The sequence below is a fragment of the Herbidospora sakaeratensis genome (genome assembly GCF_001570525.1).
GTDB lineage: Bacteria > Actinomycetota > Actinomycetes > Streptosporangiales > Streptosporangiaceae > Herbidospora > Herbidospora sakaeratensis.
This window is the reverse complement of the sequence record NZ_BBXC01000008.1, coordinates 303,309-322,163: the sequence shown is the minus strand read 5'-3', so window position 1 is coordinate 322,163 and position 18,855 is coordinate 303,309. Positions and strand designations below refer to the sequence as shown.

The 18,855-nt window shown below is 71.0% G+C and carries 22 protein-coding genes; 14 read left to right on the top strand and 8 right to left on the bottom strand.

Annotation, left to right across the window (positions count from 1 at the left end; translation table 11 throughout):
- Positions 1–56: 56 nt before the first annotated feature.
- A complete protein-coding gene (locus tag AW271_RS38285) occupies positions 57–389 on the top strand; it encodes a GNAT family N-acetyltransferase (RefSeq protein ID WP_369408343.1) in 333 nt (110 codons plus the stop codon).
- Positions 390–398: 9 nt separating this feature from the next.
- Here AW271_RS38285 and AW271_RS07270 read toward each other — a convergent pair whose 3' ends face one another.
- The 4 genes from AW271_RS07270 to AW271_RS07255 all read right to left on the bottom strand — a co-directional run bounded on the left by AW271_RS07270 (position 399) and on the right by AW271_RS07255 (position 3,365).
- Positions 399–1,709 (bottom strand): ImmA/IrrE family metallo-endopeptidase, encoded by a 1,311-nt coding sequence (locus tag AW271_RS07270; RefSeq protein ID WP_062333881.1) that lies wholly within the window; start codon positions 1,707–1,709, stop codon positions 399–401.
- Entirely contained in the window at positions 1,706–2,185 is a 480-nt protein-coding gene (locus AW271_RS07265; RefSeq protein WP_157553952.1) for a hypothetical protein, read from the bottom strand. The genes AW271_RS07270 and AW271_RS07265 overlap by 4 nt, the downstream gene beginning before the upstream one ends.
- 67 nt (positions 2,186–2,252) lie before the next feature.
- Positions 2,253–2,801 carry a DUF1707 SHOCT-like domain-containing protein gene (locus tag AW271_RS07260; protein ID WP_062333877.1) on the bottom strand — a complete coding sequence of 183 codons (549 nt, stop codon included), beginning with the start codon at positions 2,799–2,801 and terminating at the stop codon, positions 2,253–2,255.
- Positions 2,802–2,810: 9 nt separating this feature from the next.
- The gene (locus AW271_RS07255) at positions 2,811–3,365 is read right to left on the bottom strand and encodes a uridine kinase family protein (RefSeq protein WP_062333875.1); all 555 of its coding nucleotides are present in this window, start codon (positions 3,363–3,365) and stop codon (positions 2,811–2,813) included.
- 69 nt (positions 3,366–3,434) lie between these two features.
- Between AW271_RS07255 and AW271_RS07250 the strand changes: the two genes are divergently transcribed.
- Together AW271_RS07250 and AW271_RS07245 are read left to right on the top strand one after the other, a co-directional pair.
- The gene (locus tag AW271_RS07250) at positions 3,435–4,583 is read left to right on the top strand and encodes a CaiB/BaiF CoA transferase family protein (RefSeq protein WP_062333872.1); all 1,149 of its coding nucleotides are present in this window, start codon (positions 3,435–3,437) and stop codon (positions 4,581–4,583) included.
- Positions 4,580–6,079 (top strand): carboxyl transferase domain-containing protein, encoded by a 1,500-nt coding sequence (locus AW271_RS07245; protein WP_062333869.1) that lies wholly within the window; start codon positions 4,580–4,582, stop codon positions 6,077–6,079. The genes AW271_RS07250 and AW271_RS07245 overlap by 4 nt, the downstream gene beginning before the upstream one ends.
- 89 nt (positions 6,080–6,168) lie before the next feature.
- On the opposite strand, the gene AW271_RS07240 is transcribed toward AW271_RS07245, so the two are convergent.
- The 4 genes from AW271_RS07240 to AW271_RS07225 are packed head-to-tail and all read right to left on the bottom strand — an operon-like array spanning position 6,169 to position 8,693.
- Complete coding sequence (locus tag AW271_RS07240; RefSeq protein WP_062335265.1) at positions 6,169–6,585, bottom strand: hypothetical protein; 417 nt, start codon at positions 6,583–6,585, stop codon at positions 6,169–6,171.
- Entirely contained in the window at positions 6,582–7,040 is a 459-nt protein-coding gene (locus tag AW271_RS07235) for a hypothetical protein (RefSeq protein WP_030454273.1), read from the bottom strand. The genes AW271_RS07240 and AW271_RS07235 overlap by 4 nt, the downstream gene beginning before the upstream one ends.
- Before the next feature lie 50 nt (positions 7,041–7,090).
- Positions 7,091–7,873, bottom strand: coding sequence for a carbon-nitrogen hydrolase family protein (locus AW271_RS07230; RefSeq protein ID WP_062333866.1), 783 nt, complete (start codon positions 7,871–7,873; stop codon positions 7,091–7,093).
- Complete coding sequence (locus AW271_RS07225) at positions 7,803–8,693, bottom strand: DUF418 domain-containing protein (protein ID WP_062333862.1); 891 nt, start codon at positions 8,691–8,693, stop codon at positions 7,803–7,805. Before AW271_RS07225 ends, AW271_RS07230 begins: the two co-directional genes overlap by 71 nt.
- A gap of 13 nt (positions 8,694–8,706) precedes the next feature.
- Between AW271_RS07225 and AW271_RS07220 the strand changes: the two genes are divergently transcribed.
- The 11 genes from AW271_RS07220 to AW271_RS07170 all read left to right on the top strand — a co-directional run bounded on the left by AW271_RS07220 (position 8,707) and on the right by AW271_RS07170 (position 18,795).
- Positions 8,707–9,870, top strand: coding sequence for a pyridoxal phosphate-dependent aminotransferase (locus AW271_RS07220; protein WP_275935757.1), 1,164 nt, complete (start codon positions 8,707–8,709; stop codon positions 9,868–9,870).
- A 197-nt stretch (positions 9,871–10,067) separates the two neighbouring features.
- A complete protein-coding gene (locus AW271_RS07215) occupies positions 10,068–11,126 on the top strand; it encodes a C45 family autoproteolytic acyltransferase/hydrolase (protein WP_169806294.1) in 1,059 nt (352 codons plus the stop codon).
- A 76-nt stretch (positions 11,127–11,202) separates the two neighbouring features.
- Entirely contained in the window at positions 11,203–12,123 is a 921-nt protein-coding gene (locus AW271_RS07210) for a carbamate kinase (protein WP_245652976.1), read from the top strand.
- Positions 12,124–13,221 (top strand): barbiturase, encoded by a 1,098-nt coding sequence (bar, locus tag AW271_RS07205; RefSeq protein WP_062333854.1) that lies wholly within the window; start codon positions 12,124–12,126, stop codon positions 13,219–13,221.
- 322 nt (positions 13,222–13,543) lie between these two features.
- Entirely contained in the window at positions 13,544–14,092 is a 549-nt protein-coding gene (locus tag AW271_RS07200; RefSeq protein WP_062335263.1) for an SseB family protein, read from the top strand.
- Positions 14,093–14,156: 64 nt separating this feature from the next.
- Positions 14,157–14,816, top strand: coding sequence for a prepilin peptidase (locus tag AW271_RS07195; protein WP_062333851.1), 660 nt, complete (start codon positions 14,157–14,159; stop codon positions 14,814–14,816).
- Between the two features lie 25 nt (positions 14,817–14,841).
- Positions 14,842–16,020, top strand: coding sequence for a chorismate synthase (aroC, locus tag AW271_RS07190; RefSeq protein WP_062333848.1), 1,179 nt, complete (start codon positions 14,842–14,844; stop codon positions 16,018–16,020).
- 11 nt (positions 16,021–16,031) lie between these two features.
- The gene (locus tag AW271_RS07185; protein ID WP_062333845.1) at positions 16,032–16,541 is read left to right on the top strand and encodes a shikimate kinase; all 510 of its coding nucleotides are present in this window, start codon (positions 16,032–16,034) and stop codon (positions 16,539–16,541) included.
- On the top strand, positions 16,538–17,620 hold the full coding sequence (gene aroB, locus AW271_RS07180; protein WP_062333843.1) for a 3-dehydroquinate synthase: 1,083 nt from the start codon (positions 16,538–16,540) through the stop codon (positions 17,618–17,620). The genes AW271_RS07185 and aroB overlap by 4 nt, the downstream gene beginning before the upstream one ends.
- Positions 17,613–18,041: a type II 3-dehydroquinate dehydratase gene (gene aroQ / locus AW271_RS07175; protein ID WP_062333840.1), complete on the top strand. Its 429-nt coding sequence runs from the start codon at positions 17,613–17,615 to the stop codon at positions 18,039–18,041. The genes aroB and aroQ overlap by 8 nt, the downstream gene beginning before the upstream one ends.
- Position 18,042: 1 nt before the next feature.
- Positions 18,043–18,795 (top strand): SGNH/GDSL hydrolase family protein, encoded by a 753-nt coding sequence (locus AW271_RS07170; RefSeq protein ID WP_062333837.1) that lies wholly within the window; start codon positions 18,043–18,045, stop codon positions 18,793–18,795.
- Positions 18,796–18,855 lie beyond the last annotated feature (60 nt).

Below are 18,855 nucleotides of genomic sequence, written 5' to 3'. Positions count from 1 at the left end.
GTCGTTCTGAGACCGGACCTCGAACGCCTCGGCCGCCGCGACGCCCACCGCGTCCGCTGCGTCGCCCTGCGCCCGACCGGGACGCCTGGCTGGAACACTTCCACGTCGACCCCGGCCACCAGGGCAGGGGCCTCGGCAGGGCCGTGCTGACCTGGCTCCTGGAGCGCTTCGACCACGACGGTGTCACGGTCCGGCTGAACGTCCTGCGGAGCAGCCCCACTCGCCGCCAGCCCGATCGGGGTGCGTATCGGCTGCGCTGTCACGCGCCCACGGCATGGATGACGCCGCCAACGAGGTCAACCTGCTGCAGATCTGGCCCCAAGACGAGTTGGAGCCACACGTGGTCCAGTGCGAGCGGACACCTCGCCTACTGGCGCAGTCCGGGCTGACGCCCGGCCTCATGGTCCGATGACCTGGTTCTCCAGCTGGTGTTTGATCACAGATGGTGAAACCTGGAATCGGCTGGCCAATTCTTCGATGTCGTCCAAGACGACCGAATCGGGGGAACGGCCGAGCATCTCGGCGATCCCTTTGGCGGGCGCCAGAAGTTCGGTCGCGAAGGCTCGCTCCATGCGTTGCCGATCGGTGTGAGCGTTGGTGATCAGGAAAAGCGAGTCCGATTCATTCAAGAAGTGCCACAACGCCCGCGCCAGGGTGAATCGCCGGGAGGCCGTTTCGAGTCCTGAACGGATGACCGCGACCGGGCCGGACCCTGCTCGCGCGCCGCCGACCGCACGCAGGCCCGGATCGACAGCGGTTCCGCTGACATTCGTGACAAACCTTGTGGTCAGGAACAGGTCGGTGTCGTCGAGTCCAAGCGATCGACGCACCGCGCGGGCCTGCTTCCATCCGATCTCCCAAGCTCGGTCGCCGGGGAAATCGTCAAGGGGGCCGAGGTCGGCACGGAGAGACACCGCGTCGGCCGGGCCAGTGATCTTTTCGATGGTCGACTGCGCCTGCGTCAGCCAGATCAGGGCGTCGTTCATTCGGTCAGGTTCAACCGCGTCATAGAAGTCGCCGAGTAGATGTCCCTGAAGCCGGTCGGCCGCCTCGATGATGAGATCTTCGTAGGGTTCGGCCTCCGAATAGGGGTCGAGGCCGAGCCTGGCGGCGGCCCTGCAGTATGCCGCCTCGTCCGGCGAGGTCTCTTCGATCGACTCCCACTCCTTCTCCAGCGGAGTCCCGGTGACGCCCTGTTCTCTCAGCCTGGTCAGCACGGCGGAGACAACGCGAGAGAGCTCCTGGTTGACCTGCTCGCCGTCCAGGGTCGCTTCACCTTCGGCCAGAAAGCGGATCGGACTCTGCGCGGTCGTACCTCCACGGTCGCGATACCACAGCAGTCGCTTGCCGGCGCCTTCGGGAATGATGATGAGGTTCGGCCAGAGAAATCCGTCGCCACTACCTCGCATCGAATGTCGGAAGAAAGCGCGGGAGGTAAATTTCTCGGGGCGGCTTACGGCAATGTTCCGGGCCAGTCGTGCGTCAGCCTGAATGAACCACCAGTTGTAGGCGATCCATTCGGCCAATGGATAGAGCGGGCAGTAGATCGACCTTCTGGAGGCGCCGGTCGCATGGTCTTCGACCAGGGTCACGTGGTCTGGCCCGACGCTGATCTCGATGCGCGCCCACGTCGCCTTGAGTTCGGCTGCTCTCACGGAGGGGGCAGGTTCCCAGTCCCAGCGAATACCAAGATCGAGAGTTGCCGTCATTCGAGCTTCTCCCCTACCTCGTTCAGATGCTCGGGGTGCTCACCGTGGCGGAGCGGATAGCCCTTGTATTGGCCGAGCTCCTGATTGACCAACCTGGCCTCGTATATTACGCCATCGATGACGTGCCAGACGTAGCGCGGAAAATCGCCTTCCCAGTGAGTGCCCACGTTTCCGGCGGCGATCGCGAGCTGCAGAAATGTCGTGATCTCGGCGAGATCAGTGAATTTGGGGTCGCACTTACTCGCATCCGATCTCAGCCGGGGATGCCCGGCAAACGAGGGGAACGATTTGTGTTCGGCGCTCCCAACGTACGTGCTTCGCTGGGCGACCTTGGCGAGTGACACGCCCTCTGATGATGTTTGAAGGCTGCGGAGCAGCGGGCGCTTGCGTTTGGGGGCACGCATGACAAGGAGTATGGCGTGGATATGGCCGTCGGTCTGAATTACGCCAGAATTGGCATCGGCGTTTCTAGACATGGCGGACCATTTGATGCTCCATGCCTCCACGATACGCTCGGCCTCGCATCAGATCCCATGCCCGCGTTCAGTTGCCGAACCAGCGGAAGCGTCCCGTGGTCCGGTAGCGGATGCGCAGTCTCCCGTAGCCCAAGCGGCCCGTCACTCGGACGTGCGGGCGGTCTGGCACGGGGGTGCCCGGGACCTTGGAGAAGACCCCGCCCCACTCCGTCTGCACGCCGTCGGCGTCGGCCGTCGCCCCCGTCGGGAGGATGATCGTGGCGCTGCCGTAGGCGAGGTCGAGGTCGACGTCGACCTGAGCGTGGTCGATCACCGCCTCCGACAGGTCGAAGTGGGGGTGGGCGTATTCGGCCTCCACCCGCAACGTCCGGGGGACCCGCCAGGCGCCCTTGCGGACGATCCGGCTCGACTTCGTGCGGATGGTCACCGTCTCGCCCGGGCGTTCGGGCAGGTCGGCGGTGAGGGCGGCCAGGTCGCCGTGGGAGACGGCGGTCAGGGCGCGTTCGACGCGCTGTTCCATCTCCCCCGGGGCGAGGCGGCCGTCTGCGTAGGCCGTCTTGAGGTGGGCGACGGTCGATTCCCGGTCCTGGTCGGAGGCGCGGGCTTCGGGGTCCATTCCATCAACCTACGGCCAGACGACCTCGAAGGTGACCCCGTCCACGTGGGCGTCGGCGGTGACCGGGTGCCGGGCGAACCAGGCGTCTTCGGCGGCGGTCCACGTCACCCAGTCGTCGGCGTGGCCGGCGCCGTCCCTGGCCAGGACGCGGGCCTGCCGGACCTCCCGGGGGACCTCCACCCACACGCGCAGCGCCGCCGGGCACTCCGCCCGTGCCACGCTGACGCCCTCGACGATGACCACTGCCACGGGTGGCACCTCGACCCGTTCGGCATAAACGCCACGACGCCAGTCGTACCGGAGAAAAGAGGCTTTCGCGCCACTTCGCAATGGTTCGAGCACGTCTCGGGTGAGATGCGAGAACCAGGATTCGGGGCCCTGGTCCCAGGGGATGGGGAAGTCGTCGCTGTGCACCACGGGTGCGCCGTCCAGGGCCCCGGAGAGCAGGCCGGCGAAGGTCGTCTTGCCGGAGCCTCCCGGGCCGTCGACGGCCACCAGCCGGGCCGGGCCGCACGACGGCTCCAGCAGGGCGATCCGGGCGGCCAGGTCGGCGATGGTCGGCATGCCCCGATCGTGCCAGCCCCCGTTGGTACGGGTAGCCTGCGGGCTCCCCATCGAAATCGGAGGACGATCGTGCAGGGACCCCTGACCGGTGTCGTGGTGCTCGACCTGTCCCGGGCGCTGGCCGGCCCCCACGCGGCCCAGCTGCTCGGTGACTTGGGGGCCTACGTGATCAAGGTCGAGCATCCGCAGGGCGGGGACGAGTCGCGCGGGTGGGGGCCGCCCTTCGTGGGCGACGTGTCGACCTACTTCCTGTCGGCCAACCGCAACAAACGGTCGATCACGCTCGACCTCAAGGACCCGGGCGGCAAGGAACTGCTGACCCGGCTGATCCGGCAGGCCGACGTGCTGATCGAGAACTTCCGGACCGGCGTGCTGGCCCGGCTCGGGTTCTCCACCGACACGATCGCCGAGCTCAACCCGCGCACGGTCGTGTTGTCGATCACCGGGTTCGGGCACGACGGGCCCGAGGCCGGACGTCCCGGCTACGACCAGATCGCCCAGGGCGAGGCGGGGCTGATGTCGATCACCGGGCCGCCCGGGCAGCCCCACCGGGCCGGGCCGTCGATCGCCGACCTGCTGGCCGGCATCCACGGCGCCTACGGCGTCGCCGCCGCGCTCTACGAGCGCGAGCGCACCGGGAAGGGCGGCGTGGTGCGCACCTCGCTGCTGGCCTCGGTCGTCGGGGTGCACGCCTACCACGGCACCCAGTGGACGGTCGCGGGCCAGGTCCCGAAGGCCAACGGCAACCACCACTCCTCGATCGCGCCCTTCGGGGCCTTCCGCTGCTCCGACGGCATGATCCAGATCGCGGCCGGCAACGAGGGCCAGTGGCGCAAGGTCGCCGCGCTGCTCGGCGTCGACCCCGACCGGTCCGAGTACGCCACCAACCGCGACCGCTTCGCCCACCGCGACGAACTCGTCGCCGAGATGGAGAAGACGCTCACCACCCAGACCCGCGACCACTGGCTCGGCCGGCTCGCCGAGGCCGGGGTGCCCGCCGGGTCGATCCGCACCGTCGACGAGGTCTACGCCTGGGACCAGACCCTCTCCCAGGGGCTGCTGATCGAGGTCGACCACCCCGCCCTCGGCCCGATCGGGCTGCCCGGACCGGTGCTGCGCTTCGACCACCACCCGGCCGGGGAGCACACCGCCCCGCCCGCGCTGGGCGCCGACAACGAGGCCGTCGTCGACTGGCTCACGGGGAGAGAGGCGACGTGAGCCCCGAGAGACCCGACGCGCGCACCCTGATCGAGGTCGTGCTCGACCCCGGCTCGTGGGTCTCCTGGGACCGGCCGCCGCTCCAGACGGCCCCGCCCGGCTCCGACTACGCCGCCGAACTGGCGGCCGCCCGCGCCGCGTCCGGCTACGACGAGTCGGTGATCACCGGTTCGGGGCGGCTCGACGGCCGCCGGGTCGCCGTGGTCGCCGGGGAGTTCTCGTTCCTGGCCGGGTCGATCGGCGTCGCGGCGGCCGAACGCCTGGTCGCCGCCGTCGAACGCGCCACCGCCGAAGGGCTGCCGCTGCTGGCCGCGCCCGCCAGCGGGGGCACCCGGATGCAGGAGGGGGCGCTGGCGTTCGTCCAGATGGTCAAGATCACCGCCGCGGTGACGGCGCACAAGGAGGCCGGACTGCCCTACGTCGTCTACCTGCGCCACCCGACCACCGGAGGCGTGTTCGCGTCGTGGGGGTCGTTGGGCCACGTCACCGCCGCCGAGCCGGGCGCGATGATCGGCTTCCTGGGGCCGCGCGTCTTCGAGTCCCTGTACGGCTACCGCTTCCCCAAGGGTGTGCAGGAATCGGAGAACCTGTTCGCCCACGGACTGGTCGACGCGGTGGTCCCGGCGGCGCAGGCGCGCGAGATCGCCATCCGGGCGCTCGGCGTGCTCTGCGCGCCGAAGGACCTGCCGCCGCTCACGCCGACGATCGAGCCCGAGCCCCGGACCGACGTCCCGGCCTGGGACGCCATCGTCAGCTCCCGCCGCGACGACCGGCCCGGCGTCCGCACCCTGCTGAAGCTGGCCGCCACCGACGTCACCCCGCTGAACGGCACCGGCGCGGGCGAGAGCGACCCCGGCCTCCTGCTCGCCCTGGCCCGGTTCGGCGGCGCCCCGGCGGTGGTGCTCGGCCAGGACCGGCGCGGCGCGCGCGCGGGCCTGAAGATCGGCCCGGCCGGGCTGCGGGTGGCCCGGCGCGGCATGAAACTCGCCGAGGAACTCGGCCTGCCCCTGGTCACCGTCATCGACACGGCCGGAGCCGAGTTGTCGAAGGCGGCCGAGGAGGGCGGCCTGGCGGGCGAGATCGCCCGATCGCTGGCCGACCTGGTCATGCTCGACGCCCCGACGGTCTGCCTGCTGCTCGGCCAGGGCTCGGGCGGCGCGGCCCTGGCCCTGCTGCCCGCCGACCGCGTGCTGGCCGCCCAGCACGCCTGGTTGTCGCCGCTGCCCCCGGAGGGCGCCTCGGCGATCCTCTACCGCACGGTCGACTTCGCCCCCGAGATCGCCCAGGCGCAGGGGGTTCGGGCGGCCGACCTGAAGCGGGACGGCATCGTCGACCGGATCATCGCGGAGTGCCCCGACGCGGTCTACGAGCAGCCGGCGTTCACGAAGAGGGTCGCCCGCGCCCTGGAAGAGGAGATCGCCGCACTCCTGGCCGAACCGGCCGGTGATCGCGTCGACCGCCGGATCGCCCGCTATCGGGCCGTCGGGACGGGCTGAGCCCGGCCCGCCCACCCGGGGTCGAGCTCATGGTGCCACCCGGGTCCGACGTTTTCGATGCGGCCGACCCGGCTCTGTGGAAGGCCGGTTCAGCCCGACGTGAGCGGGATGGCGATGCGCTCGACTCTGATCGAGTGCACCTCCTCCCGGGGCACCACGACCTCGTAGGCCCCGTGGTCGACCAGCCAGTAGCCCAGGGCCTCGGCCTTCATGCCGCTGTGGCCCGTGTAGGCGATGTGGAGGCCGCCCTCCTCGCCGTCGTCCTCGTCGAGGACGAGGCAGGGCTCGCCGCCGAACTCGCCGACGGTGCGCAGCAGCACGAGCTGGTCGAGCTCCTTGGTCGTGACGGCCAGGCGGTGGTAGCCCCGCCCCCGTTCGAAGCCCGGTTCGGCCGACTCGCTGAAGAGCACGACGTCGTCGCCGCCGGGGCCGATGGCGGCCGGGTAGTTGCGGCCCCGGTAGGTCGCCATGAACCCGAGGCCGACCGGTTCGACGTCGCCGCTCATGCGGCTGGCCGCCACGAGAGGCCGTCGAAGGCCGCGAACAGGCGCTCGCCCTGCCGGGTGAGGTGGACGATCTCGGCGCCCGCCGGGATCGGCATGGGCATGGTGTGGAACTGCGGCACGACGTGCTCCCGCGAGGCGGTGAAGCCGTTTCCGGCGAAGGGGGGCGAATCGCTCCAGTCGCCGCCCATGTGGGGGCCGTAGGGAACGACGTAGGTGTCGATCTCCCGCGCCAGCCAGCGCAGGATGTAGAGCTCCGGTACGCCCGGGACCAGCTCCGACCCCTCGAAGGAGAGGTCGAGCGCGTCGACGATCGCCCGGGGGGTGGTCAGCCGCTCGCAGTCCTGCACCCGGTAGACGTAACCGGAGATGACGGTGCGCCGTCCGGCCAGGTATGGCACGAGCAGGCGCGGTGGGATCACCTTCTGCATGCGTGTGCTCTGCCCTGGCTCACTCATGGGGGACAGTTTACGAGCGATTGACTTCCTCACCTCCCCTTAGGAGGGATTCACCCGGCAATGTCCCCGATTGTGAATCGCCGGTGTGTCAGCGACGGCAGCGCGGCCCGGACCGCGTCCGATCGGCCGGGATCGATGTAGGCCGTCTCCACCGCCGGTGCCGGGCCGAGGTCCCTGGTCACCACGCCCATCGGGTCGACGAGCATGCTGTGGCCGACGCCGAATCCGTCGCTGTGCGGGGGCTGGCCGACCGCGACGGTCCAGGTGGTGTTCTCGATCGCCCGGGCCCGGACCATGGTGGTCCAGTGGTCTTCCTTGAGCGGCCCCGAGGCCCAGGCGGCGATCACCGCGAACACGTCGGCGCCCTGGTCGACCAGCTTGCGGAACAGTTCGGGGAACCGCACGTCGTAGCAGGTCGCCAGGCCCACGCGCAGCCCGTCGAGCTCCGCGACGACCGGCTCGGAACCGGGGCTGACGAACTCCGACTCGCGTGAGCCGAAGGAGTCGAACAGGTGGATCTTCCGGTACGTCCCCTTGATCGACCCCCCGGTGTCGATGGCCAGCGTGGTGTTGGCGACGCGGCCGCCGTCGGGCTCCCAGACACCCGCGATCAGGGCGGTGCCGTTCTCCCGGGCGATCTGGCGCAGCCCGTTGACGAAGGGGCCGTCGAGGGGTTCGGCGACCTCGCCGATGTGGCGGCCGAAGCGGCTCAGCGTGGCTTCCGGGAAGACGACGAGGTCGGCCTCCACCGAGGCCATCGCCTCACGCACGGTTTCCAGGTTCTTCTTCGGCTCGCGGTCGATCGGGATCTGCCCCAGCGCTACTACGGTCACCCGCAACAGTCTGCCTGTTAGGGACCGCCTTCATCCAGGTGAGGCACCGCCAGACCCATTCGAGGGGCCCGTAGCGGAACCGCGAGAGCCACCACGCCGAGAACCACCACTGGACGACCAGCGTCACCACCGTGACCACGACCACCGCGCGGAACGACTCGGCCTGGGCCGCGATGATGACGAACGAGCTCGACACGTAGTTGGTCAGCGCCATGCGCCCCAGCGGCTCGAACACCCGGGGGCTCAGCAGCAGGAAACCCGACGCGTAGACCGCCGCCCCGGCCAGCGCCGCCGGGAAGCCGCCGTACATCCAGAAGACGCCCAGCGCGACCACGCTGCAGAAGAACACCAGCAGGCTCGGTTTGGGCCCGCCGTGGTCGACGCAGGCCAGGCCCAGCAGGAACAGGCCGCCGATGAGGATCCACGGGCTGGCCTGGACCACCGCCCAGCCCAGCACGGCCACGCCGAGCACCGGGTTGAGCCACTTCGGCAGGTAGCTCGCCGGCAGCAGCACGCCCACGCCGAGCAGGGCGTAGGGGAGCAGCACCTCGCCCGGCATCAGCCACCAGTGGCCGGCGCCGAACAGGGCCAGCACGGCCAGCCGCCGCAGCATGATCAGCCGGTCGTCGTGGGAGCGCAGGAACAGCGCGAAGCTCACGCCGAACAGGAACGAGAAGATCGGATAGAAGCGGCCCTCGACGAACGCCATGAACGCGGCGCCCTCCACCGGGCGCGGGTCGACGTGCTGCCAGGTGTTCACGAGCATGATCCCGCAGACCGCGAACCCCCGCAGGGCGTCGAGCTCCCGGATCCTCGCCATGCGAACAGAGTAAATTGTGCGGGTGCTAGTTGGACGTATGAGGGAATTCGGCCCGACGATTTTCGCCGAGATGACGGAGCTGGCCGTCCGGACCGGCGCCATCAACCTGGGCCAGGGCTTCCCCGACGAAGACGGCCCCGCCGCGATGCTCGACGTGGCGACCGGGGCGATCCTGGGCGGCCGCAACCAGTACGCCCCCGGCCTGGGCGTGCCCGAGCTGCGCCAGGCGATCTCCGAGCACGCCAAGGAGACGCAGGGCCTCTCCTACGACCCCGACACCGAGATCCTGGTCACCGTCGGGGCGACCGAGGCCATCGCGGCGGCGGTCCTGGCCCTGATCGAGCCGGGCGACGAGGTGATCGTCTTCGAGCCCTACTACGACTCCTACCCGGCCGCCATCGCGCTGGCCGGGGGCACTCGCAGGGCGGTGCCGCTGCGCCCGGTCGACGGGCGTTTCACCTTCGACCCGGCCGACCTGCGCGCGACGTCCAGGACCCGGGCGATCATCGTCAACTCGCCCCACAACCCGACCGGCACCGTGTTCACGCCCGCCGAGCTCGAGACCATCGCGGCCTTCTGCCGCGACCACGATCTGATCGCCATCACCGACGAGGTCTACGAGCACCTGACCTTCGACGGCGTCGAGCACGTCTCGCTGGCCACCCTGCCCGGCATGCGCGAGCGCACGGTCCGGATCTCCAGCGCCGGGAAGTCGTTCTCGGTGACCGGCTGGAAGACGGGGTGGATCTGCTCCACGCCCGAGCTGGTCACGGCGGTGACGGCGGTCAAGCAGTTCCTCACCTTCACCTCGGCCGTGCCCTGGCAGCTGGCCGTCGCCCACGCGCTGCGCCACGAGCGCGGCTGGGCCCGCGACCTGCGCGACCGGCTCCAGGCCAAGCGCGACCGGCTCTCGGCGGGGCTGGCCGAGGCCGGGTTCGGCGTGCTGAAGACGGCCGGGACCTATTTCGTGCAGACCGACATCCGGCCGCTGGGGCTGACCGACGGGCTGGAGCTGACCCGGCGGCTGCCCGAGCTGGCCGGGGTGGTGGCGATCCCGACGCAGGTCTTCTACGACCACGCCGAGGTCGGGCGTCACTACGTGCGGTTCGCGTTCTGCAAACGCGACGAGGTCATCGACGAGGCGGTCGGGCGGCTGACGTCGCGGCGGCTGGGCTGAGCGGCCGGTGAGCGCCGGGATTCCGGCGCTCGCCGGGGCGGCGGCCGGGGGTGTGGTAGGCGGAGCCGTAACGGAGAAATCGGGCATTTAACTCGTCGAATTCCGGGCAGATTACGGCGAGACCCGTGGGCTCCCAGGTGATGAGGATCACATTTCGGAGCCAGATGGAACGATCCACGAATGAGATGCTCAATACCGTGACCCGCGCCTATACCTCTACCGTCAGTGATCCCTTCGACCGCGGCCATGAATTCGGGCAGGCACACAGTGCCGACATCGCCCGCACCATCGCCATTTACACCGAGGTGTTCCGGCACAAGGCAGGGGGGCGGCAGCCCGATCTGACCGAACTCGGCAAGCTCGGGATGAAGGCGATCGAGGCGTGGGCGCCCGACCTCGCCGAAGAGATCACGGGAATGGCGGAAGGCGCCCGCCTGCCCGTGACCGACCTCGCCGCGATCAACGCCCGGACCGAGATCCTGTCCTACCTGGGCGGCGTGCGGGAGAGCGAGTGCTCGGCCGTGGTCCTGCTCGGCGACGACGAGGACGCCCCGCCCGTGGCGGTGCAGACGTGGGACTGGATGCGCCAGATGGCGGCCGGCTGGCTCGTCTGGACGATCCCGTTCCCCGACGGCCGGGTGACCACGACCCTCACCGAATACGGCGTCGTCGGCAAGATCGGCGTCAACCGCAGCGGCCTGGGCCTGCTGTTCACCCGCCTCCACCACGACGACGACGGCGCCGACGGGATCGGCCTGCCGGTCCACGTGGCCGCCCGCCGCGTCCTCGACGAGTGCGACTCGGTCACCTCGGCCGCCTACACCCTCACCACGGCCCCCGTCACCGCCTCCTCCTCGCTCAACCTCGTCGCCCACGGTCCCGCCGGAAACGCGGCCGTGACCTGCGAACTCCACCCGGGCGGGCCCGGGTGGACCGTTCCCGAGGACGACGGCATGCTGGTCCACACCAACCACTTCCTCGACCCCCGCGTGGTGCCCAGCGACCCCTATCCGCGCCTCCACCCGGGCACCCTGATCCGGCGCGACCAGCTCCGGCGCGGCCTGCGCAGGCACACGTCGCGGCCCGACGCGACCACGGTCCGCAAGGTGATGGCCCGGCACGCGGGCGGCGTCTGCCACCACACCGAGCCCGGCCACGACGACGACCACATCACGCTGGCGACGGTCGAGCTCGACCTGAAGAACGGCGAGGTGCGGGCCACCGAGGGCGGGCCGTGCGGCCGGCGCACTTGGTGAATCTTGCCCAGGGTCATGACCTTCGACGGCGAGAGTCGCCAATGCCGGGGAGATGACCGGCGGATAGTTTCGCCGTGTGACGGGTGAGCGTGTCCTGATCGCCCTCGGCGGCAACGCGATGACCGCGCCGGACGGCTCCGCCGCCCCGGCCGACCAGAAGCGCGCGATCGAGCGCGCCATGACCCACGTCGCCGACCTGATCGGCCAGGGCCACCGGGTGGCGATCACCCACGGCAACGGCCCGCAGGTCGGCAACATCCTGCTGAAGAACCAGCTCACCGCCCACGTGGTCCCCCCGGTGCCGCTCGACTGGTGCGGCGCCCAGACCCAGGGGACCCTGGGCGCCCTGATCATGAACGCCCTCGACCCGATCCCGTCGGCGACCGTGGTCACCCGCACCCTCGTCGACCCCGGCGACCCCGCCTTCGGCGACCCGGTCAAGCCGATCGGGCAGTACTTCTCGGTCGTGGAGGCCCGGCGTTTCCAGGCGCTCGGCCAGACCTGGCGGGAGTTCGAGCGCGGCTGGCGGCGGGTGGTGGCCTCGCCGCGGCCGGTGGAGATCCTCGACGCGGCCCCCGCCGTGGCGCTGATGGAGGCCGGGTACACGGTCGTCGCGGCCGGCGGCGGGGGAGTGCCGGTCGTGCGCGACGCCGACGGCCGGCTCCACGGCGTCGAGGCGGTGATCGACAAGGACCACGCCGCCTGTGCGCTGGCTCAGGCGGTGGGGGCGGACATCCTGGTCATCGCGACCGACGTCCCGCACGCCATCGCCGGATACGGCACCCCCGAGGCCCGCCCGATCGGGAACGTGACGCCGAAGGAGATGCGGGTGCTGCAGGCCGAGGGGCACTTCGCCAGCGGCAGCATGGGCCCGAAGGTCGAGGCCGCGCTGCGTTTTGTGGAAGAGGGCGGCACGACGTCGGTGATCACGTCGCTGGACAACATCGCCGCCGCCATTTCAGGAAATATCGGTACAACGGTTAACCGGGAGAGTTAGATGCCGGACCCCATCGAGGTTCGCAAGGTCGCCATCGAGAGCGTGACCGACGCGTCCGGGCTCGCGAAGCTGATCGACGACGGCGTGATCGAGGCCGCCCGCGTGCTGGCCGTCATCGGCAAGACCGAGGGCAACGGCGGCGTCAACGACTACACGCGCATCCTGGCCGACCGCGCCTTCCGCGAGGTCCTGGCGGGCAGGGGCCACCCGTCGCCCGAGAGCGTGCCGCTGGTCTGGTCGGGCGGCACCGACGGCGTCCTGTCGCCCCACGCGACGATCTTCGCCACGGTCGACCCCGCGTCCGCGCCGCAGAGCGACGAGCCCAGGCTGAGCGTCGGCATCGCGATGAGCGAGGTCATCCTCCCCGAGGACATCGGCCGCCCGGCCATGGTCGAGAAGGTCGCGGCCGGCGTCCGCGAGGCGATGAAGATCGCCGGCATCGACGACCCCCGCGACGTCCACTACGTGCAGACCAAGACCCCGCTGCTGACCCTGTCGACCATCAACGACGCCAAGTCGCGCGGCCACGACGTGATCACCGAGGACACCGGCCCGTCGATGGACATCTCCAACTCCACGACCGCCCTCGGCATCGCCGTGGCGCTCGGCGAGATCGAGATGCCGACGGCCGACCAGATCCACCGCGACCTGTCGCTCTACTCCTCGGTGGCGTCGTGCTCCAGCGGCGTGGAGCTCGACGTGGCCCAGATCGTGGTCGTGGGCAACGTGCGCGGCATCGGCGGCCGCTACCGCGCCGGCCACTCGGTCATGAAGGACGCCCTCGACACCGACGGCATCTGGGAGGCCATCCGCGACGCGGGCATCGACCTGCCCGAGCGCCCCCACCCGAGCGACCTGGGCGGGCGTCTGGTCAACCTGTTCATGAAGTGCGAGGCCGACCCGACCGGCAGCGTGCGCGGGCGGCGGAACATCATGCTCGACGACAGCGACGTCCACTGGCACCGCCAGATCAAGGCGACGGTGGGCGGGGTGGCGGCCAGCGTGACGGGGGACCCGGCGGTTTTCGTCAGCGTGGCGGCGGTCCACCAGGGGCCGAGCGGCGGCGGGCCGGTCATCGCCATCGCCGACCTGGGCTGATCTCCGCTCTGACCGGGTTCCACTCCGATCCGCCTGGGATTGCGCTCCGTTACGGCTCCGCCCACCCTGGCACCGCCCGCCGCAACCGATGGCGGGCGGCCGCCCGGCGCTCCGCACCCGCTGCGGCCGGGCGCCGCCACGGCCGATGCCCGGCGGCTTCACCAGCCGATCCCGCGCCTGGCGGTCGGCGACGGCCCACCCACCCGGGTCGGTCTCATGGTCGCCCCTGCGGCTGACGTTCTTCGTCTCCATGCCCGTGCCCTGTGGAAAACCGCGTCCGGGCAGGGCGGCGGCCGTGGCCGGGCGGGTATCCTCGCCCTTCGTGCCTTCGATTCCGCAGCCCCTGGTGCCCGACGACGACGGGCGGGCCGACGCCGCGCTGGCCGAGACGCTGGCCGGCTTCCAGACCGGGGCCGCCACCGTCGCCGACGTGCTGACCGCACTCGGGCCCGCCCGGCTGCTCGTGCCCGTCGTGGCGCTCCTCACCGAGGCCGAGGTCGGCGACGACGGGCTCAAGCGGGAGAAGGAGAGCGAGATGGCCCTGCCCAAGCTCGTCGGGCAGGACGGCCGGATGGCCGTGCTCGCCTTCACCGGCGTCGAGGCGCTCGCGCGGTGGCGGGCCGACGCGCGGCCCATCCAGGCGTCCGCGCCGCAGGTCTGCAAGGCGGCCGTGCATGAGCAGGCGGCGGCCGTCGTCATCGACGTCGCGGGCCCGGCGCCGTTCGCGGTCGAGGGGTCGATGCTGCACGCCATGGCCGCGATCGAGGACGTGGCCGCGCGCAAGAACCTCGACGTCGACGTGCCGGGGGTGACGGTGGCCCGCTTCGAGGCGACCGCGCCGCCGAAGAAGAAGAGCTGGTGGCGCCGGTAGGGATTTCCACACCCGTAACACGCATCGGGACCGCGCGGCCCGATGACGGGTTAGGGTCGGCCGCGTGTTGTCTTGGGGGCTGCTCGCGCTGCTCGGCGTGGTCGCCGGGCGTTACGCGCGTGAGCTCGCCGCGGGTTTCGTGCCCGAGCCCGACGACACGCGCAAAGAGGCCCTGGCCGCGTTACGCCACGCCGTCGCGGTCGTGCCGGTCCCGCGAAGGCCCTTCGTCGTCGAAGCGGTCACGGGCCTGCTGTTCGGGGTCCTCGCCTGGCGATACGCCGACACGTCCGCGCTGATCCCGGCGCTGCTGCTGGCCGCCTGGGCCGGGGTCGTGCTCACGATCACCGATCTGCGGACCTGGCGGCTGCCCGACGTCGTCACGCTGCCCGCCTATCCGGTGTTGCTGCTCGCGCTGGTCCCCACCGGGCGGTTGCTGGTCGCCACCGCGTGCGGGCTGGCGATGGCCGGGATCTATCTGATCCTGTGGTTCGGGCGGCCCTCGGGAATCGGGTTCGGCGACGTGAAGCTCGCCGGGCTCGTCGGGCTGGTCGCCGGGGCGGTCAGCGTCGACGCCGCCATCATCGCCGGCGTGGGCGGGCAACTGCTCGGCGGGCTCTGGGCATTAGGGCTGCTTATCACCCGAAAAGGCACCCGGACCAGCGAGTTCCCCTTTGGCCCGGCTATGATCGCGGGCGCGCTGGCGGCACTGCTGGCGGGAGCTTAACCGCACATCTGAAAGACTTGGTCCCATGCTGCGCTGGTTGACCGCCGGGGAGTCCCACGGCCCCGAACTCATCGCGATCCTCGAGGGCCTGCCCGCCGGGGTGGAGATCACCACATCCGAGCTCGAGGAGGCGCTGCGCCGTCGGCGTCTCGGCTACGGGCGCGGCGCCCGCATGAAGTTCGAGCAGGACGAACTGACCATCTCGGGCGGTGTCCGCCACGGCCGCACGCTCGGCTCGCCGGTCGCCATCCGCGTCGGCAACACCGAGTGGCCCAAGTGGGAGCAGGTCATGGCGGCCGACCCGGTCGACCCCGCCGTCCTCGAAGGGCTCGCCCGCAACGCGCCCCGGTCGCGGCCCCGTCCCGGCCACGCCGACCTCGCCGGCATGCAGAAGTACGGCTTCGACGACGCCCGGCCGGTCCTCGACCGGGCCAGCGCCCGTGAGACGGCCGCCCGCGTCGCGCTCGGCCAGGTCGCCAAGAACTTCCTGAAGCAGGCCCTCGGCGTCGAGATCGTCAGCCACGTCGTGTCGATCGGGTCGGCCGTGACCCCGTCGGCCGAGCTGCCGGCCCCCGCCGACCTGGCCCGCATCGACGACGACCCGGTCCGCTGCTTCGACCCCGAGGGCAGCGCCGCGATGGTCGCCGAGATCGACAAGGCCCACAAGGAGGGCGACACCCTCGGCGGCGTCGTCGAGGTCGTCGCCTACGGCCTGCCGCCGGGCCTGGGCAGCTACACCCACTGGGACCGCCGCCTCGACGCGCGCCTCGCCGCCGCCCTCATGGGCATCCAGGCGATCAAGGGCGTCGGCGTCGGCGACGGCTTCGAGACCGCCCGCCGTCCCGGGTCGCGCGCCCACGACGAGATCGAGAACACCGAGAACGGCGTCCGGCGCATCACCAACCGGGCCGGCGGCGTCGAGGGCGGCATGACCAACGGCGAGCCGCTGCGGGTCAGCGCCGCGATGAAGCCGATCTCGACCGTGCCGAGGGCGCTGGCCACCATCGACGTGGTCACCGGAGAGGCCGCCAAGGCCCACCACGAGCGCTCCGACGTGTGCGCCGTGCCGGCCGCCGCGATCGTCGCCGAGGCGATGGTCGCGCTGGTGCTGGCCGACGCCGCCGCCGAGAAGTTCGGCGGCGACTCCGTCGAGGAGGTGGCCCGCAACGTCTCCGGCTACCTGTCCTCGCTGATCATCAAGTAGGGGGAGCGACCATGCCTGTCGTGGTGCTGATCGGCCCGCCGGGGTCCGGCAAGTCGACCACCGGCGAGTTCCTGGCCGAACGCCTCGGCGTCGGCTTCCGCGACACCGACGCCGACGTCGAGCAGGTCGCCGGCAAGCCGATCGGCGACATCTTCGTCGAAGACGGCGAAGAGGCGTTCCGCGCGCTCGAAGCGGCGGCGGTCGCCACCGCGCTGGCCGAGCACGAGGGCGTGTTGTCGCTCGGCGGCGGCTCGATCCTCGACCCCGCCACCCGCGAGCTGCTCGCCGGGCACACCGTGGTCTACCTGAAGGTCGGCCTCGACCAGGCGGTCAAGCGCGTCGGCCTGGCCTCGGCCCGCCCGCTGCTGGTGCTCAACCCCCGCAGCCAGCTCCGCAAGCTGATGGAAGAACGCCGTCCCCTGTACGAAACCCTCGCGGTCCTCACCGTCCCCACCGACGACCTGGAACCCGACGTGGTGGCCGACCACATCGTGGCCGAGCTCAAGCCGGAGGCCGAGTGACCGTCACCCGCATCCCCGTCTTCGGCGACAGCCCCTACGACGTCGTCGTCGGCACCGGCGTGCTGGGTGAGCTGCCCGGCCTGGTCGGCGAGCAGGCCCGCACGGTCGCCGTCGTCCACCCGGTCACCCTGCCCGAGCTCGCGGGCCCGGTCACGGGCGTGCTGGAGAAGGCCGGATACGACGTGCTGGCCATCCCGGTGCCCGACGCCGAGGCGGCCAAGGACGTCCACGTGCTCTCGTCGCTCTGGTCGGCGTTCGGCCGCCACGGCATGACCCGCACCGACGTCGTCGTCGGCGTCGGCGGCGGGGCCACCACCGACCTGGCCGGCTTCGCGGCCGCCACGTGGTTGCGCGGGGTGCGGGTCGTCCAGGTCCCGACCACGCTGCTGGCCATGGTCGACGCCGCCGTCGGCGGCAAGACCGGCATCAACACCCCCGAGGGCAAGAACCTCGTCGGGTCGTTCCACCCCCCGGCGGGCGTGCTCTGCGACCTGGCGACGCTGGTGGGCGTGCCGCGCGACGACTACGTCGCCGGTCTGGCCGAGACGATCAAGGGCGGGTTCATCGCCGACCCCGAGATCCTCCGGCTGGTCGAGGCCGACCCCGAGGCCGCCCGCCACCCCGAGGGCGCCCACACCCGCGAGCTGATCGAGCGCAAGATCCAGGTCAAGGCCGACGTCGTCGGCGCCGACCTGAAGGAGAGCGGGCTGCGCGAGATCCTCAACTACGGCCACACCCTGGCCCACGCCATCGAGCGGGTCGAGAACTACACCATCCGCCACGGCGAGGCGGTCTCGATCGGCCTGGTCTACGCCGCCGAACTCGGCCGTCTGGCCGGGCGGGCCGACCTGGTGGCGCGCACCCGTTCCATTCTGACCTCGGTCGGTCTGCCCACGGTTTACCGTGAAGACGCCTGGCCCCGGTTGCGTGAGCACATGAAGATCGACAAGAAGGCCCGGGGGGCCAAGCTCCGGTTCGTCGTGCTCGACGGGCTGGCCGAGCCGTCCCGGCTCGAAGATCCGTCCGAGGAGTTGCTGGAGGCCGCCTACCAGGCGGTGAGCGGAGGCCCCCATGCGTGACGTCCTGGTGCTGAACGGCCCCAACCTGGGCCGGCTGGGCACCCGCGAACCCGACGTCTACGGCGCCACGACGTTCAAGGACCTGGTGCTGATCTGCGAGACCGCTGGTCGTGACCTGGGCCTGTCGGTCGAGGTCCGGCAGACCGACGACGAGGCCGAGATGGTGCGCTGGATCCACGGCGCGGCCGACTCCCGCACCCCCGTGATCCTCAACCCGGCGGCGTTCACCCACTACAGCTACGCGCTGCGCGACGCGCTCGCCCAGCGCACCGCGCCGCTGATCGAGGTGCACATCTCCAACCCGGCCGCCCGGGAGGAGTTCCGCCACACCTCGGTCGTGGCGGCCGTCGCCAACGGCACGATCGCCGGTTTCGGCGTCCAGTCCTATGTCCTTGCCCTGCGGGCCATCGCGGAGATGTGAGATGTACGGGTCGTTCGTCGCCCTCGGCGACAGTTTCACCGAGGGCCTCAACGACCCGGGCGTGAACGGTTCCTATCGTGGCTGGGCCGACCGGGTCGCCGAGACCCTGGCTCTCCAGAACCCCTCTTTCGGGTACGCCAACCTCGCGGTCCGCGGCCGCCTGCTCGACCAGGTGGTGGCCGAACAGGTGCCGAGGGCCATCGAGATGCGTCCCGACCTGGTCAGCTTCTGCGCCGGCGGCAACGACCTGCTGCGCCCCGGCAGCGACCCCGACCAGATGGCCAAGACCTTCGCCGGGGCGGTCAGGGCGCTGCGCGAGACCGGCGCCGAGGTGGTCGTCTTCACCGGAGTCGACCCGCGCGACACCCCGATCATGCGCCGCGCCCGCGGCACGTTCGCCACCTTCTACCTGCACGTCCGCTCGATCGCCGACCTCCACGGCTGCCGCCTGGTCGACCAGTGGTCGATGCAGGGCCTGCGCGACTGGCGGGCCTGGAGCGACGACCGGCTCCACATGAACGAGCACGGCCACCGTCTGGTCGCCGCCAAGGTGCTCGACGTGCTGGGCGTACCGGGACAGGAATGGCGGTACACCTGGCCGCCCCGCGACAAGATCGACCCCCGGGTGAAGCGCCGCGAAGACGCCGAGTGGCTGCGCGAACACCTGGCCCCGTGGTTGCTGCGGCGGCTGCGCGGCACGTCGTCGGGCGACAACGTCACCGCCAAGCGCCCCGATTTGTCGCCTTTCGACTAATTTGGCCTGCTCTTGAGATGCGCTGTCCGCTTTCCGGGGAGGGGAATTCCGGAAGGGGGA

What these genes read in the sequence shown, in the direction of transcription:
- AW271_RS07270 (WP_062333881.1), bottom strand. Translation starts at nt 1,709, where the DNA reads ATGACGGCAACTCTCGATCTTGGTATTCGCTGGGACTGGGAACCTGCC.
- AW271_RS07265 (WP_157553952.1), bottom strand. Translation starts at nt 2,185, where the DNA reads ATGTCTAGAAACGCCGATGCCAATTCTGGCGTAATTCAGACCGACGGC.
- AW271_RS07260 (WP_062333877.1), bottom strand. Translation starts at nt 2,801, where the DNA reads ATGGACCCCGAAGCCCGCGCCTCCGACCAGGACCGGGAATCGACCGTC.
- AW271_RS07255 (WP_062333875.1), bottom strand. Translation starts at nt 3,365, where the DNA reads ATGCCGACCATCGCCGACCTGGCCGCCCGGATCGCCCTGCTGGAGCCG.
- AW271_RS07240 (WP_062335265.1), bottom strand. Translation starts at nt 6,585, where the DNA reads ATGAGCGGCGACGTCGAACCGGTCGGCCTCGGGTTCATGGCGACCTAC.
- AW271_RS07235 (WP_030454273.1), bottom strand. Translation starts at nt 7,040, where the DNA reads ATGAGTGAGCCAGGGCAGAGCACACGCATGCAGAAGGTGATCCCACCG.
- AW271_RS07225 (WP_062333862.1), bottom strand. Translation starts at nt 8,693, where the DNA reads ATGGCGAGGATCCGGGAGCTCGACGCCCTGCGGGGGTTCGCGGTCTGC.
- bar (WP_062333854.1), top strand. Translation starts at nt 12,124, where the DNA reads ATGCCGGACCCCATCGAGGTTCGCAAGGTCGCCATCGAGAGCGTGACC.
- aroC (WP_062333848.1), top strand. Translation starts at nt 14,842, where the DNA reads ATGCTGCGCTGGTTGACCGCCGGGGAGTCCCACGGCCCCGAACTCATC.
- AW271_RS07185 (WP_062333845.1), top strand. Translation starts at nt 16,032, where the DNA reads ATGCCTGTCGTGGTGCTGATCGGCCCGCCGGGGTCCGGCAAGTCGACC.
- aroQ (WP_062333840.1), top strand. Translation starts at nt 17,613, where the DNA reads ATGCGTGACGTCCTGGTGCTGAACGGCCCCAACCTGGGCCGGCTGGGC.
- AW271_RS07170 (WP_062333837.1), top strand. Translation starts at nt 18,043, where the DNA reads ATGTACGGGTCGTTCGTCGCCCTCGGCGACAGTTTCACCGAGGGCCTC.